General features: G+C 44.3%; 16 protein-coding genes. 5 read left to right on the top strand and 11 right to left on the bottom strand.

The annotated features are described in order from the left end of the window. Positions 1 to 84 precede the first annotated feature (84 nt). Complete coding sequence (locus tag M8998_RS06245) at positions 85 to 672, top strand: TetR/AcrR family transcriptional regulator (RefSeq protein ID WP_249991426.1); 588 nt, start codon at positions 85 to 87, stop codon at positions 670 to 672. Positions 673 to 701: 29 nt separating this feature from the next. On the opposite strand, the gene M8998_RS06240 is transcribed toward M8998_RS06245, so the two are convergent. Genes M8998_RS06240 through panB form a run of 6 tightly spaced genes read right to left on the bottom strand, consistent with a single transcriptional unit; the run spans position 702 to position 5,801 of the window. Continuing rightward, complete coding sequence (locus M8998_RS06240) at positions 702 to 1,877, bottom strand: NRAMP family divalent metal transporter (RefSeq protein ID WP_249991424.1); 1,176 nt, start codon at positions 1,875 to 1,877, stop codon at positions 702 to 704. Then, positions 1,874 to 2,635: a 5-oxoprolinase subunit PxpA gene (locus M8998_RS06235; protein ID WP_249991421.1), complete on the bottom strand. Its 762-nt coding sequence runs from the start codon at positions 2,633 to 2,635 to the stop codon at positions 1,874 to 1,876. Before M8998_RS06235 ends, M8998_RS06240 begins: the two co-directional genes overlap by 4 nt. Before the next feature lies 1 nt (position 2,636). Beyond that, positions 2,637 to 3,632: a 5-oxoprolinase subunit C family protein gene (locus M8998_RS06230; RefSeq protein ID WP_249991419.1), complete on the bottom strand. Its 996-nt coding sequence runs from the start codon at positions 3,630 to 3,632 to the stop codon at positions 2,637 to 2,639. Then, positions 3,613 to 4,371 (bottom strand): 5-oxoprolinase subunit PxpB, encoded by a 759-nt coding sequence (pxpB, locus tag M8998_RS06225; RefSeq protein WP_249991417.1) that lies wholly within the window; start codon positions 4,369 to 4,371, stop codon positions 3,613 to 3,615. Before pxpB ends, M8998_RS06230 begins: the two co-directional genes overlap by 20 nt. A gap of 8 nt (positions 4,372 to 4,379) precedes the next feature. After that, a complete protein-coding gene (locus M8998_RS06220) occupies positions 4,380 to 4,979 on the bottom strand; it encodes a hypothetical protein (RefSeq protein ID WP_249991415.1) in 600 nt (199 codons plus the stop codon). A gap of 6 nt (positions 4,980 to 4,985) precedes the next feature. After that, a complete protein-coding gene (gene panB / locus M8998_RS06215; RefSeq protein WP_249991413.1) occupies positions 4,986 to 5,801 on the bottom strand; it encodes a 3-methyl-2-oxobutanoate hydroxymethyltransferase in 816 nt (271 codons plus the stop codon). A gap of 117 nt (positions 5,802 to 5,918) precedes the next feature. Between panB and M8998_RS06210 the strand changes: the two genes are divergently transcribed. The 4 genes from M8998_RS06210 (at position 5,919) to M8998_RS06195 (ending at position 8,919) form a co-directional block, all read left to right on the top strand. Next, a complete protein-coding gene (locus M8998_RS06210) occupies positions 5,919 to 6,662 on the top strand; it encodes an RluA family pseudouridine synthase (RefSeq protein WP_249991412.1) in 744 nt (247 codons plus the stop codon). A 14-nt stretch (positions 6,663 to 6,676) separates the two neighbouring features. Then, a complete protein-coding gene (locus tag M8998_RS06205) occupies positions 6,677 to 7,282 on the top strand; it encodes a TlpA family protein disulfide reductase (protein WP_249991409.1) in 606 nt (201 codons plus the stop codon). Between the two features lie 5 nt (positions 7,283 to 7,287). After that, complete coding sequence (pyrF, locus tag M8998_RS06200; protein ID WP_249991405.1) at positions 7,288 to 8,121, top strand: orotidine-5'-phosphate decarboxylase; 834 nt, start codon at positions 7,288 to 7,290, stop codon at positions 8,119 to 8,121. Positions 8,122 to 8,190: 69 nt separating this feature from the next. Further along, complete coding sequence (locus M8998_RS06195; RefSeq protein WP_249991404.1) at positions 8,191 to 8,919, top strand: hypothetical protein; 729 nt, start codon at positions 8,191 to 8,193, stop codon at positions 8,917 to 8,919. Positions 8,920 to 8,923: 4 nt separating this feature from the next. Here the strand turns inward: M8998_RS06195 and M8998_RS06190 are convergent, their stop codons facing one another. The 5 genes from M8998_RS06190 to M8998_RS06170 all read right to left on the bottom strand — a co-directional run bounded on the left by M8998_RS06190 (position 8,924) and on the right by M8998_RS06170 (position 14,196). Further along, positions 8,924 to 10,258: a hemolysin family protein gene (locus M8998_RS06190; RefSeq protein ID WP_249991403.1), complete on the bottom strand. Its 1,335-nt coding sequence runs from the start codon at positions 10,256 to 10,258 to the stop codon at positions 8,924 to 8,926. 367 nt (positions 10,259 to 10,625) lie between these two features. Next, positions 10,626 to 11,210 carry a hypothetical protein gene (locus M8998_RS06185; RefSeq protein WP_249991402.1) on the bottom strand — a complete coding sequence of 195 codons (585 nt, stop codon included), beginning with the start codon at positions 11,208 to 11,210 and terminating at the stop codon, positions 10,626 to 10,628. Between the two features lie 71 nt (positions 11,211 to 11,281). Beyond that, positions 11,282 to 11,878: a Crp/Fnr family transcriptional regulator gene (locus M8998_RS06180; RefSeq protein ID WP_249991400.1), complete on the bottom strand. Its 597-nt coding sequence runs from the start codon at positions 11,876 to 11,878 to the stop codon at positions 11,282 to 11,284. A gap of 238 nt (positions 11,879 to 12,116) precedes the next feature. After that, positions 12,117 to 12,854, bottom strand: coding sequence for a 3-keto-disaccharide hydrolase (locus M8998_RS06175; RefSeq protein WP_249991398.1), 738 nt, complete (start codon positions 12,852 to 12,854; stop codon positions 12,117 to 12,119). 55 nt (positions 12,855 to 12,909) lie between these two features. Continuing rightward, complete coding sequence (locus M8998_RS06170; RefSeq protein WP_249991396.1) at positions 12,910 to 14,196, bottom strand: Gfo/Idh/MocA family protein; 1,287 nt, start codon at positions 14,194 to 14,196, stop codon at positions 12,910 to 12,912. Between the last annotated feature and the right edge of the window lie 71 nt (positions 14,197 to 14,267).

The following is a 14,267-nucleotide window of genomic DNA, read 5'->3' as shown; positions in this document are numbered from 1 at the left end:
GACTTTTTTCGTGGTTATCTGCCAAAAAGTTAAGCGTCCGCAGATTAAAATTTATTTAAAGTAGAGGGCTTATTTCTATTTAAAATGATGAAACGAAAAAGATCAGCAAGTACCAAAGCAAAAATGCTACGAGGAGTGGAAGATATCCTGAAAGAGGCAGGATGTAATAAGATTAATGTCGCCTATATTAGTACCTTCAGCGGTATAGACCGTAAACTCCTGTATTACCACTTCGGAAGCTTTTCCAACATGGTAACCGAATTTCTAAGACTGGAAAGTATGCAGTTTAAAGAGAAGTCTTTAGATGTACAGGATGAACAGGCTTTACCTAAATACTTGGAGCAGCGAATGAATACACTTTTTAATAATCCTTTGCTCGGTCAGCTATTGGTATGGGAACTCTCAGATCGAATTCCAGCATTGGAGGATTATGCTAGTCAACGCGAAAAAGAGGATATTGAATTTATGAAAAAGGTACTACCTGCTTCGAAAGATGTAGCAGGTGGAGCAGATATGCAAGCCGTATTTGCTCTTTTGCTGGGAGGTATACATTACTTGTCGGCCTATTCGCATCACAATACAAAACCATTTTTTGGAATGAATTTTAATGAGGAGCCACAGCGAAAGCGTCTTTTAGATCTATTGACCAGGATGCTCCTAGAAATTAAATAGATCGAATAAAAATCTTACATATAGCCTGATTACGCGAGCAATTCTATCAGCGTCTGGATGCCCATGTAGGTCATAATGATAGCGATAATGGTTCCCGAAGTCGTCAACAAGATTGGTTGTCGGTAGGAGCCAACCACCTGTGTATGATGGGCGGCGATAAGCATTATAGCCAGCGCTAAGGGAAGAATAAATCCATTTAGAGCACCCACGATAACCAAAGTTTGTACGGGATTGCCGATGAATCCGTAAAGCAGACAGGATATGACGATGAAGCATGTCGTTACCAGCCGAGTGTTGGTCTGGATACGTACGTGAAAACTTTTAATAAAAGTAATGGAGGTATAGGCCGATCCAATGACGGAGGTAATCGCTGCTGCCCACATCACAAGCCCAAAGATCTTATACCCTATTTCTCCGCCGGCCCACCTAAAAACGGACGCAGGCGGATTGGAGGGATCTATCAGATGACCAGCAGATACGACACCCAATGCCGCGATAAATAATAATATACGCATCACTGAAGCAATGCCAATAGCACTGATCGCTCCGCGATCTACAGTAGGAAGATTTTCTACCCCTTGAATTCCTCTATCTAATAAGCGATGCGCTCCCGCAAACGTGATATAACCACCTACTGTGCCGCCAATAATGGTAACCAGGGCGGTAAAACTAAATTGTTGGGGAGATAGGCTACGCACAGCCGCTTCCATGAGCGGTGGGTTGCTCTTAAAGGCAATGTAAAGCATGAGGAAAATCATCATCACACCCAGGATTTTTACGAAAAAATCCATCGCGAGGCTGGCTTCTTTGTACAGAAAGATGCCAATCGCGATCACCGCACTGCAGATAGCGCCATGGGTCACATCCAACCCAAATAATACCTGCAACCCAAGTCCTGCGCCTGCCAGGTTTCCGATATTGAAAGCCATACCGCCTAAAGCCACCATTGCTGCCAAACCATAACCTAAGCCCGGCAGTAATCTGTTTGCAATATCCTGCGCTGGCGTACCGCTCACCACAACGATCCGCCAAATATTTAGTTGGGCGACAATGTCGACCACGATCGAAGCTAGAATGACGAATCCAAAACTAGCTCCTAGCTGCGAGGTAAATAAAGCCGTCTGTGTTAAGAATCCTGGTCCGATAGCAGAGATTGCCATTAGGAAGGCTGCACTTAGCAGAGCACCCCAGTTTGATTTTTTCATACTATTGGTGCGCTGATAAAGATGTTTTCTTTCAGGAGGTGTGTAGTGAGATCTTGCGCAAACGACAAAGCATGTTCACCATCACCGTGAATACAAATAGTTTCAATATCTCGGGATACCCATATTTTGTCTATGCTTTGTACCCCCTGTTTCTTGACCATTAGAATAGACTGTTGCACTGCTTCTATTCTATCGGTAATCAATGCCATAGGGTCTTGCCTGGATACCAGGGTGCCATCCGATTCGTAACGTCGGTCGGCAAAACCTTCTTGTACTACTCGCAGGCCGTGCTCTTTGGCTACGTCAACGGTAGTGCTACCAGCCAATGCATACAACTTTAGTGCAGGATTAAAGTCAACAATAGCTTGCACGACTGCTTCAGAAAGCAAACGATCCTGCGCCACCATATTATAGAGTGCGCCATGCAGTTTAACATGTTGCATCTTACCACCAGCAACCTGTACGAAGCCGGATAAGGCTCCCATTTGATATAACACCAGCTGATAAGCTTCTCTGGGAGATATAGGATGAGGAATACGACCAAAATTAGCCTTGTCATCCAATCCGGGGTGTGCTCCAATCGCCACCCCTCTTTTTAGTGCTGCTGCGATAGTAATTTCCATGCGCATAGCATCCCCTGCATGAAAACCGCAGGCAATATTTGCGGAGGATACCAAATCTAATAAAGCCTCATCGATTTGGTTTGGTTGGTTTCCCGGAGTTTCGCCCAGATCACAGTTGATATCTATTGCGTACATTTTACGAGCTGTGGTAGTTAAAATCGATTGCTTCTGTCATTTTCCAATAATGGTCTTCTTGTTCAAGATAAAGGTTTTCTGCGTCTGCTACCGAAATTTCTTGAAAACAAATGCGATCGCCGGGCTTCAATTGTCCGCAGCGAGGCAGATCCACCGCCGCTACCTGCGCGATACGTGGGTAGCCGCCAGTCGTCTGGCAGTCGGCCATTAGCAGAATAGGGTGTCCGTTTCCAGGTACTTGTATGGTGCCAGGCAATACAGCGGTAGAAAGCATTTCCTGGTTTTCTTCTCTCTGCAGTATGGCACCCTCTAAAGTGTAACCCATGCGATTACTGTTTCGATCTATCTCAAAAATGGAGGATAAAAATCGTTGTTGGCTTTCGGACGTGAACCGATGTGCTTCCGGCCCGAGTACTACCCGAATTGCCTGTGTTCCCGCCGTTATTAACGACAGCGGCTTGAGCGACCATTGTGGATAGTGGCGCTTGTTATCTAATAGGTTTTTAAACAGCTGGCGGTGCTTTCTTTCCCAAGTCGATGCACGCAGTACATCACCGGTTTGTAGTAAACGGCCAGCTAAGCCACCAATTGCTGCAGGCAAGTACGTGCTCCTGCTACCCATTACTTCGGCCACGTCCCAACCGCCTGGAGCAGCCAGATAGGTGCGGCATCCAGTTCCGTCAGGAACCAATCTTAATCTCGCCCCTTTTTCTAACGCTAGCGGTCGGTTTGCCGGTAAGGTTTGATCGTCTTGAATGAAGTTGCCACCGTATCCAGAATAAGCCAATAGCATATCAGAAAGAATCTCTATCTCCGCTTGTGCGTAGGTAAACTCGATTACGGCTGCACCTGCCGTGTTGGCCAGTGCGGCATTGGCCAAACGAGCTGAGGCAGTATCCATTGCGCCAGATTTAGGCACACCAGATGAAAGGAAGTCTAAGCGTCCTAGGTCTTGAATAGTGCTAAAAGGCCCCGGTTTATGAAGTTTTATTTCCATAAGAATCACGTTGATATGCTTCGAAATGGTGATGATCCAATGTTTCAAACCGAACCTGTTGACCACTTTTTAGCAAAATGGGTTGCTCATTTGTAGGGTCGAAAAGTCGTAACGGTGTCCGTCCAATCAGTTGCCAACCTCCCGGACTATCCAGTGGATACACGCCCGTCTGTGCTCCGGCAATACCTACGGATCCTTGCACTACAAGTTGTCGAGGCATTTTTTTGCGCGGTGTAGCCAATCGTTCATCCAGCCCACCAAGATAGGGGAATCCGGGCATGAAACCCATCATATACACCAGGTAAGTGTTGGACGTATGTAGTGCAATAACGTCTTCTTCAGATAGGCCGGTATGAGCCGCGACCTCTTCTAAATCGGGGCCATAGGTGCCCCCATAGCATACCGGAATGACTACCACCTCTGGCCTGTCATCTGCTCGCTCCCGCAAAGAATTCATCAGTTGAGAAAGGTAATCCATTACCCATGCCTGTATACTTTTATTTTCGATAACAACGGAGGATCTAATCACAAAAGGGTCGTAATGAATACATAGCGTAGTATAAGCTGCGACGATGCTCAGCATGCCTGGAAAAGGATGGTTCTTCAACACGCTTTCGGCCAAACGTATTTTATGGGATATTTTTGGATCAATGCTGTCTCCAAATACCACCGTCACGGCCTTTTCACCTAGTGCGTAATAGCGGAGGGAATTGTCTGTGGTGGTCAATTGATCAGCCATGATGAGTCTTAAAGTAGGGGGAAGAGCGCACGATGAGGTTTGATATCAAACCCATCACGTAAGGTGTCGAAGAAGAAAGTATTTTGCCTATTTTCACTCAATAATGAAGGAAGCCGTATGAATCCATTGGTGGTGATCAGCTCGTAATAACCAAAAAAAACATCCCGATTCTGCTGAATAGCGCCTACTGTTTTTACAGCAGTAATATCGCGATACACATTGACCGAATAATTCCCATTTGTGGCATCCTCAATCCATAGGTCAGAGGTTTGGGGGTTAAACCAGACTTTCTGCCTTCGAATGGCATTCATTTGATTGGCCAACAGGAAAATCTGACCGATTAGATACAGGGCAATAGGTAATAAAATCAGTAAAATCTTGATCTTTAAGCCGAGCAGTAAGATAATGAGTAACAAAATGCCACCTGTTCCTACCGTTACCGCGGTAGAACGGATAGCCCGTTTCGTATCGGCAGAGTCTACCTCCAACGCAATGTATCCCGGTCGGCTCTTTTTCACGGAAGCCAAGCCAAAACTACGTTTCAACCTACGAAAGCTGTAGTACAGCAAGATGCCTAGTAAGGCGCCGATGATCAGGATTTTAAACATAGCCGTTTAGTATTGTTCGGATTCGTTCGGGTAGCTCCCGGATTTCACATCATCCACATATTGTGAAGCTGCTTTGGAGATGTCACTATACAAGTCCAGGTATCGACGAAGAAACTTAGGTTTAAAGTCTTTGGTTAAGCCCAGTAAATCGTTTACCACGAGCACTTGTCCGTCACAGCCATTACCAGCACCAATACCGATCGTCGGGATCTTTAGTGCTTGAGATACCTCAGTGGCTAAACGGGCAGGTATTTTTTCCAGTACAACGGCAAAACATCCGGCCTCCTGCAGTAGTAAAGCATCTGATTTTAATTTCTCCGCTTCGGCCTCTTCTTTGGCACGTACGCCGAAATCACCGAACTGGTAAATCGATTGGGGAGTTAAGCCCAAATGCCCACAAACGGGAATGCCCGACTGCACAATTTTTCGAATATTATCGATCACTTCTACACCGCCTTCTAGTTTCAGTCCATGCGCTCCGGATTCTTTCATCATGCGAACGGCTGCGTGGTATGCATCGTTTACAGCACCCTGGTAGGATCCGAAGGGTAAATCGGCGACCACCATAGCGCGCTTCGCTGCACGGACTACCGAGGATGCGTGATAGATCATCTGATCGAGTGTGATGGGTAGGGTAGTTTCATGCCCCGCGAAGACATTCGCTGCTGAGTCACCTATTAGTAATATGTCCAAGCCAGCTTCATCTAATACTCGCGCCATGGAGTAGTCGTACGCCGTAAGCATACTGATTTTCTCGCCGCGTTGTTTCATGGTTTGTAAGCTGGCTGTAGTGACTCTTTTGATGACGGTATGTACTGACATGTAACGTTATGTTTAAAAAAGAATTAAGGAAGCCATATACCGACTTCTTGGTACAAGCAAAAGTAGGTATTTTGGGAAGATAATCTAAAAGTCTCTGCTTATTTGTATTTTTGCGGCATGATACAAGCCGACGCACGTCTTTTTAAATTTCCAAAATTTGAGGATCTGATTATCCATGAAGATGAGAATCTGATTGTAATCAATAAACCGCCCTTTGTGTCTTCACTTGATCAGCGAGAGGGCGATGAAATCAATATCTTACGCCTGGCAAAACGGTATCATGCCGATGCTCAAGTTTGTCATAGGTTGGATAAGGATACGTCTGGCGTATTATTGATTGCTAAAAATCCGGAAACTTACCGTGCGGTGTCTATTGAATTTGAGCGTCGACGGGTGCGCAAAGTGTATCATGCCATTATCGAAGGAACGCATACTTTCGAAGATTTATTGGTCGATCTTCCTATCCTGAATCAAGGAAATAAGAATGTATCGATCGATCGTGCAAATGGAAAACGGGCGGAAACCTTTTTCAAAAGTATTCAATATTTCAACCATTACACTTTAGTGGAATGTCGGCCGGTCACTGGTCGTATGCATCAGATTCGCATTCACTTGGCTACACAACGGGCTTCCATCGTAGGAGACGCCATGTATAAAGGCAAGCCGGTGTACCTGTCACAGATTAAAAAGCGTGGTTTTACGATGTCGAAAAGCCAGGAAGAACAACCTATTATGAAGCGTTTCGCCCTTCATTCCAAGTCGGTTGCTTTCTCTATAGAGGGCAAAGACTATGTGTTTGAAGCCGATTATCCGAAAGATTTTGCTACTTTGCTGAAACAGTTGGAGAAATTTGATCTTTAAAAAAGTTTTTGATTATGAGTAATAGGCCTCGATTTTCTTTAGGAAGTAAAATACTGTATGCCATACTGGTGGTGCTGATTTTGTTGATGTTCTGGCCAGCCAGCAGAGCCGTATTGCAACGAGGGCTGATGAAAATCGGCTTATTCAAGCCAAAGGTTGAAAATGCTCAACCATCAGATGCCACAGATACTTCAGGTCCAATGGCTACACATGAAGGCGTGACGCTCGCTGATGTAGATGGTAAATCTATCCATACCGCGGATCTGAAAGGTAAAGTCGTATTTATCAATTTCTGGGCTACTTGGTGTGGCCCCTGTGTGGCGGAGATGCCCTCCATCCAGACCTTGATCGAGCGCATTGGAGAACAGGATGATATTGCCTTTCTGTTGGTTGATGTAGACGGCGATATGGATGTAGCCAAGCAGTTCTTGAAAAAGCAAAAGCTGGATTTACCTATTTTTGTGCCTCAAAGCGATATCCCTTCTACTTGGATGAGCGGAGCGATCCCGGCTACTGTTGTATTGGATAAGGAAGGTCAGCGCGTATTTTCCCACAAAGGCATGGCCGACTACAGTGACCCCGAATTTGTTGATTATTTAAAGAAATTAGCTTCCGAATAAGTTGTATGACTAAAGAAACGTTGTTTCAAGAGATTGTTGCCAAGAAAAGCTTTTTGTGTGTCGGGTTGGATACCGATCTAACTAAGATTCCAGAACATCTCTTGGACGAAGAAGATCCTATTTTTGCCTTCAATAAAGAGATTGTGGCAGCTACAGAAGATCTGTGTGTCGCCTATAAACCTAATATCGCTTTCTACGAATGTTACGGCGCCAAGGGATGGGACTCGTTGCGTAAAACAAGTGAGATCCTCCCTAAAAATACCTTACGCATTGCAGACGCCAAACGTGGCGACATTGGGAACACCTCTAAAATGTATGCACAGGCATTCTTTGATCCGGCTGTATCCGGTTTGGATTTCGATGCTATTACCATTGCACCTTATATGGGCGAGGATTCCGTGACACCATTTTTGGCTTTCGAAGATAAATGGGCAATCGTGCTGGCACTTACCTCGAATGCAGGCAGTAAGAACTTTCAAAATTTTTCGGACAAAGCCGGCAAGCAACTCTTCGAAGAGGTGATCGATCAGGTAAATGGTTGGGGCACCACCGATAATCTGATGTATGTGGTAGGAGCGACACGTGGAGAAGCATTCTTAAACATTCGCGCTCATGCGCCAGATCATTTTCTTTTGGTACCCGGTGTGGGAGCGCAGGGTGGATCGCTGGAAGAGGTGTGCGAATACGGTATGAATGCACAATGTGGGTTGTTGGTGAATAGTACCAGGGCTATTATTTATGCTTCCTCGGGGCGTGACTTTGCGGAAAAGGCCAGAGAAGAGGCGCTTAATGTGCAAAAGCAGATGGAAGCAGCATTAATTCGTAAAGGAATTCTCTAGCGATTAGATACCCATCAGGGGATTTGGCACAGTATTTCGGTAAGGTAGCGCATTACCTCAATCGCTTATATGAAGAATAGTTTTTGTGTCTTATATCTGGCTGCTGCGTTCATCGTATCAGGATGTAGTTCTATTTATCAGCCCAATGTACCGGCTACGCCCATGTTTGCCAACCAAGGCGAAGTTTATGCCGCTGCCCATGCAAATATAAAAGGCAATGCCAGTGGCAATCTTGCTGTAGCTGTAGGCAAGCACGTAGCGGTAATGGCCAATGGCTCTTATGTAGATAACACATCCGGAAATCAAGAATACAAACAGTACATGTATGAGGGTGGTCTTGGCTACTTCACCAGTTTTGGTAAAAATTCGGATCGCATCTTTGAACTCTATGCCGGATACGGACTAGGGAATGCACGTGATGCAGATACCCGTGCAACTACAACGGGCATGGCTCCGACAGAGATTCGTGAGATGGATTTCGAAAAAATCTTTGTGCAGGCCAATATTTCTAGAAAACGCGAAGACGTACGTTTGTTTGGACGATCCAGAGAATTCAGTTACGGAACGGCGATACGGGGTAGTTTTATACGTATGAAAGACTTTTGGATCGACGGCTTACCATCCCCTCCAGAAGAGAATCTTTTCATAGAACCTATTTTCTATACCCGTATGCAGCTCAACAAATCCTTTCAGCTACAGTATACCAACGGATTTAATATTGGTGTGGTAGATAATAATTTTTTGAAAGCAGGAAATGCCGTGTTTAGCTTAGGCTTGATCTATAAATTTTCGAAATAACATTTTATTCTCTCGTGCCGTGAGCTTCTTCCTGATGATCTGACTTTTGATTGGAGACGCTGACCGAAAGTTTATCAATGCGGTGAGCATCCATATCAATTACTTCAAAAGATAGGTTCTTGTACGACACCATATCGCCTTCTTGCGGAATCTGATCTAACAAGAGAAACACCAGGCCCGCCACGGTGGTAGTACTGCCTAGATCGTTCTGTTCTTTTTCCGAGATACTTATGTCGAAAAAAGAGAAAAAATCATCTATCTGATAGCTGCCATCTACCATATAGGTGCCATCGGTACGCTGGCGGATGTATTTGTTTCCGCTCACCTCCTCCACGGCCAATCCGCCAACCAAAGTTCCCATAATATCATACATTGTAATAATACCTTGCGGGCTTCCGTACTCGTCTACCACAATGGCTTGAGTAACCTCCGACTGGCGTAATGTCTCGAGAGCGGCATAGGCCAGGCTGTTTTCATGTACGTAAGGTATGGGGCGTACTAGTTTTGCCAGATCCGGTTCGCTCCCATTGAGGTAGGCTCTGAACAGCGCTTTGATGTGTACTACGCCTCTAACTTCATCAAAAGAACCGTCACAGACAGGGTATTCGGTGTGTTGTGCCTCAAGGATAAACGCTTTGTTCACTTCAAAGCTATTGTTAATATCTAAGTACGTGATTCTGCTGCGATGCACCATCAGGTTGATCGCTTTTTTGTCGCCCAAGCGTAGGATGCGATCTACCAGATCATGTTCTATGTGCTCAATAATGCCGCTGCTAACGCCTTCATCCACTAATGCTTTTATCTCCTCTTCGGTAACGGTTTCGCGCACGGTGCTAATCTTAAAAAGGCGGCTGATAAAATCCGCGGATCCATTAATCATCCAAGTGAATGGACGGACTAATTTATTTAGGGACATCATGGGTTTTGCAATCCACGCGGCATACCGCTCTGGATTGGCCGTGCCCATTCTTTTAGGGACCAATTCGCCAATTACCAATGCCAGATAGGTAGTTGCCAGCACGATCAAAGCGATGGCTACAGGGAAATGATAAGGTGCTATCCACGGAATATCGACCAGAAGGTTGGCAAGGTAAGTGGCAATATTGCCGCTGCTCACCACACCGATCATAATGCCAATTAAGGTGATGCCAATTTGTATGGTCAATAGAAATCGATTGGGATTGTTTTTTAGTAAAAGTACAGCCGCTGCGGTACTTCTGTTTTTGCGTGCGCCAACTTGTAACCTGGATTTTCGACTGGCCAATATGGCCGTTTCGGAAGCCGCCAGTATCGCATTAAAAAAAATTAATAGTAAAATGATACAAATCTCCGTTATCATGGGTTAGTTTACGATGTATATATTAGGGACAATGTTTTCTACAGATTGTTTGTTCAATCTGCAGGAAAGGTTAGAAGTCCAACCTCACTAAGATATGCAAATGATTGCATTATGCTTTGGTTTTCCCTAATTCATCATTCACTAGTAAATAGCGGTACCTACAAAATCTTCTTCTTAGCTATCTTAGAGACTAAATTCGCGATACCTATCTAACAATCAACTTTCATTTTATTGGCGCAAATAGGATGAATGACCTATACAATCACGGACGGAGTGCTTGCAATTCGATTGAACATAATCGCCTTCGCGTAAAAGTGATTTACTGTAATCGGAATGTTATATACATTTATAAATATAGCTTTTAGAGCTAAAACCGCCAACCCAAATGCACTGCTGGAAATATGGAGACAGCTGATGGCTGGTACGTTTCCGAACCAATAATCCTATCCTGAGTATTAGTTGCGAAAATAAGCGCTACCCAAGGATTAATATAAAAACCTTTGTAATCATTTTCTGCTTTTCCAAACATAAACCGATAACCAGATCGTAAGCCGATGTTCAGTCCCTTGATAGCCTGTTCGATTTGCGGGTCACTCTTTAGTTTTACCTCGTCGTTACCGTAAGTAAACTGAATACCTGCATATAAACCTTTTGTATTCTTGAAAAGATAGTCGGTTTTGAGATCGAAACCTGAGCTATACACTGAAAAATTATCATTGTTTACAAAAAATGAGGGCTGTTTAATCGCAAAAATGCCAACACTTGACCGGAAGCTACCATAGTTGAAGCCTGCATGTAACGAATAGCCGTTTAAAACGTAGGCCAATGGATCCGCCTCTAGTTCGAAGGCTACTTTAGATTTCGATTGCGCGTAAAGGTTTGTATTTGAAAGTAATGTATACACTATACAGTATACAACGCCACGAATGATGGGTTGGGTAAATTTGCTCATGATTGAAAAATGCTGTTCGCTCAAAAGTAACGAGAACGTAAAAGCAGGCACTTAACAAAAGATAATAAAAATTATTTCTTGCTCAACCGTTGCCTGATGCGGCTAAGTGAGACAGGAGTAATGCCCAAGAAGGATGCGATAATGTTTAGAGGAACTCGTAACAACAAATTTCCATAATGCTTTTCAAAGTCGAGATAGCGCTCTTCGGCCGTACGAGTTATATGTCCCATAAATATTTTTTGAGAATTGATGAAACGCTGATCGGCAATGGCTCTGGTCAACTGGTTCATCTTCGCGAGATCTACGTGAAGACGGTGGAAGGATTGATAATCTATTCGGAGCAAAGTACAATCTTCTACAGTTTCCAATGCCTGTTCAGAGAGCTCTTGAGTCAAAAAGCTCTGATAGCAGCTCACAAAGGTATTCTCTGAAAATAAGAAGATGGTAATTTCCTCGCTTTTCGCATTAATACAATACAGTCTTATCACGCCTTTGACCACAAAATACAGAGACTTTTCCGTTGTACCTATTTCCGTTAATTTTTGCCGTGTAGGCACGTTTACTATTTTGAATTGACTTTGTAAATGTTGCCATTCACTATCGTCTAAATCCACAAATTTTTTAATAACTTTCTGAAGGGCATTATACATAGGTCGAAAATTACTCATAATATTTGTTGTTGAAGCACTTGATGTTTCTCTCACCAAAATATATGAAAAGCTTTTTCAAGCATGATAAGTTATGCAAGTTGGTCATTGTTAAAACTTTTTTGCTGACAATTTTATTTCCTCTGAAATGGTAAAATAATCCACAAATAGATCATATCAAATAGCTATCCTATAAAAACATAAAGGTCGTGAACCATACGTTCACGACCTTTATAATATACTAAGTAACCGATCAGAATTACAAAGGACGGATCCAAATATTGCGGAAACGTACCAAGTCACCGTGATCTTGTAGGATAATCGGACCCGGTCCGTGCGGCTTCATTACCGGCAAGCCGATGTATTCTGTCGTACCATCTAGCTGGGTGTTGTTTTGTACCAATACGCCGTTGTGCAACACGGTGACTGTACCCTTAGCAATCAGCATCCCGTCTTTATTGAATTGCGGAGCTTTATAAATAATATCATACGTATGCCATTTAGATTCGCCCGACCGCACCTCTACCAATGGTGGTCGCTGTTTATAGATGCTTCCTGCCTGCCCGTTCACATAAGTAGGGTTATCTTCGTTATCTAGCACCTGCACCTCATACAAACCTTGTAAAAAAATGCCACTATTGCCGCGACCCTGGCCTTCCCCCTTAATTACCGCAGGACTTTGCCATTCTACGTGCAGTTGAAAATTCTCAAACTCCTGTTTGGTCTGAATATCGCCGCTGCCCGGTTTCACTTCCAGCTGTCCATCTACTACCGTCCATTCCGCGGTATGATTAGGGTCTTTTTGGCTGACCCATTGCTGCAATCCTTCTCCGTTAAAAAGAGAGATCGCATCGTTAGGTACACCATTGGTAGCAAGCCTAACCACCGGGGGTTTAGGGGAATAAAATTCGGTATCTTCCGGCTTAAATTTCGTCTGCGCCATAAGTGAAGTAGTCGCTGCTATAGTAAGTAATGTACAGATATAAGGTGTCTTCATGTATCAAAAAATTTAGTTAGCGCTAAAATTAACGTAATCTGGGGACTTTAACGCGCTATACTTGCGGAAGTTTATACCCATTTTCATAATTAGCTGCCAGAAAAGCGTTTGCTGATTCGTCGGTAAAGCTCCTGTTTGCTTTGTCCCAATATAATTTTTTTCCGGTTCGGTAAGCAATATTACCCATCTGCGAAAAGATAGCAATGTTTGCACCGGCTTCCACAGGCGCATTCAATAACGTAGGGTCTTTTTTGCGTACTGCATCCACGAAATTGACCATGTGTTTTTCGAGGCCATTGTCCTGAGATTTTTGCAATGGAACCGCTTGCATTCTATCGCCTTCCGAAATAACTTCCCAGCCTTCGCGGTTCACTACTAATGTACCATTGTTTCCGATAAAGGCTACCCCATGATTGCGGGCATAAGGACCAAGGTCGATACCATTGGCATGTTCCCATTGAATATTGAAATCATCAAATTCGAAAACGGTAGTCAAGGTATCTGGTGTTTCGGCCGCATCTGTCGGGTAGGCGAATTTCCCTCCGGAAGCCATGATAGATTTGGGATCTGATGCTTGCATACCCATCAAAGCATAGTCGAGCATATGTACGCCCCAATCGGTCATCAATCCGCCGGCATAGTCCCAGAACCAACGAAATTCAAAATGAAAGCGATTCGGATTAAACGGGCGTTTTTTCGCAGGGCCAAGCCAGCGATCATAATGTACCCCTGTCGGGACAGCTTCATCCGGTTTCACCGGGATACTTTTCATCCATCCCTGGTACGCCCAAGCTTTTACCAAACGGATTTTTCCCAATTTACCAGAGTGCACAAAATCTATCGCATCTTTGAAGTGCTGCTGACTGCGTTGCCATTGGCCTACCTGCACCACGCTTTGATGCTTTTGCGCAATAGCGACCATCGCTTCGCATTCTTTGATCGAGTTACCGATCGGCTTTTCTACATACACATGCTTACCGGCTTTCACCGCGTCGAATAGCTGTAGGCAATGCCAGTGATCTGGCGTGCCGATGATGACCACGTCTACCAAATCTCCCTTCAACATGTCTTGGTGGTCGATGATTCGTTTTACCTGCGCCGTTTGCAGTTGTTGTAACTCCGTTATGCGCTTGTCCAACACCCGTTCGTCGACATCGCATAAGGCGGTGCACACCACATTAGGCACTTTCAATAAAGCCGTAAGATCGGCCCAGCCCATACCACTCACTCCAATAAGTCCAACTTTGAGTGTCTGTTGTTGATGCGCAAACAGGGGCGTATTCAAAAGAGCGCCCGAGGCCGCTAAAAGGGTGGCATTTCGCAAAAATTCTTTTCTTTTCATAGGTAATCTATCATCGCAGAGCAAGAAGCTCCAGTTTATGAATTGTTAGTTGTTCCTCTAAGATAGTCAAT

It is taken from the genome of Sphingobacterium sp. lm-10 (genome assembly GCF_023554555.1).
GTDB lineage: Bacteria > Bacteroidota > Bacteroidia > Sphingobacteriales > Sphingobacteriaceae > Sphingobacterium.
This window is presented reverse-complemented; position numbering and strand designations above follow the sequence as displayed.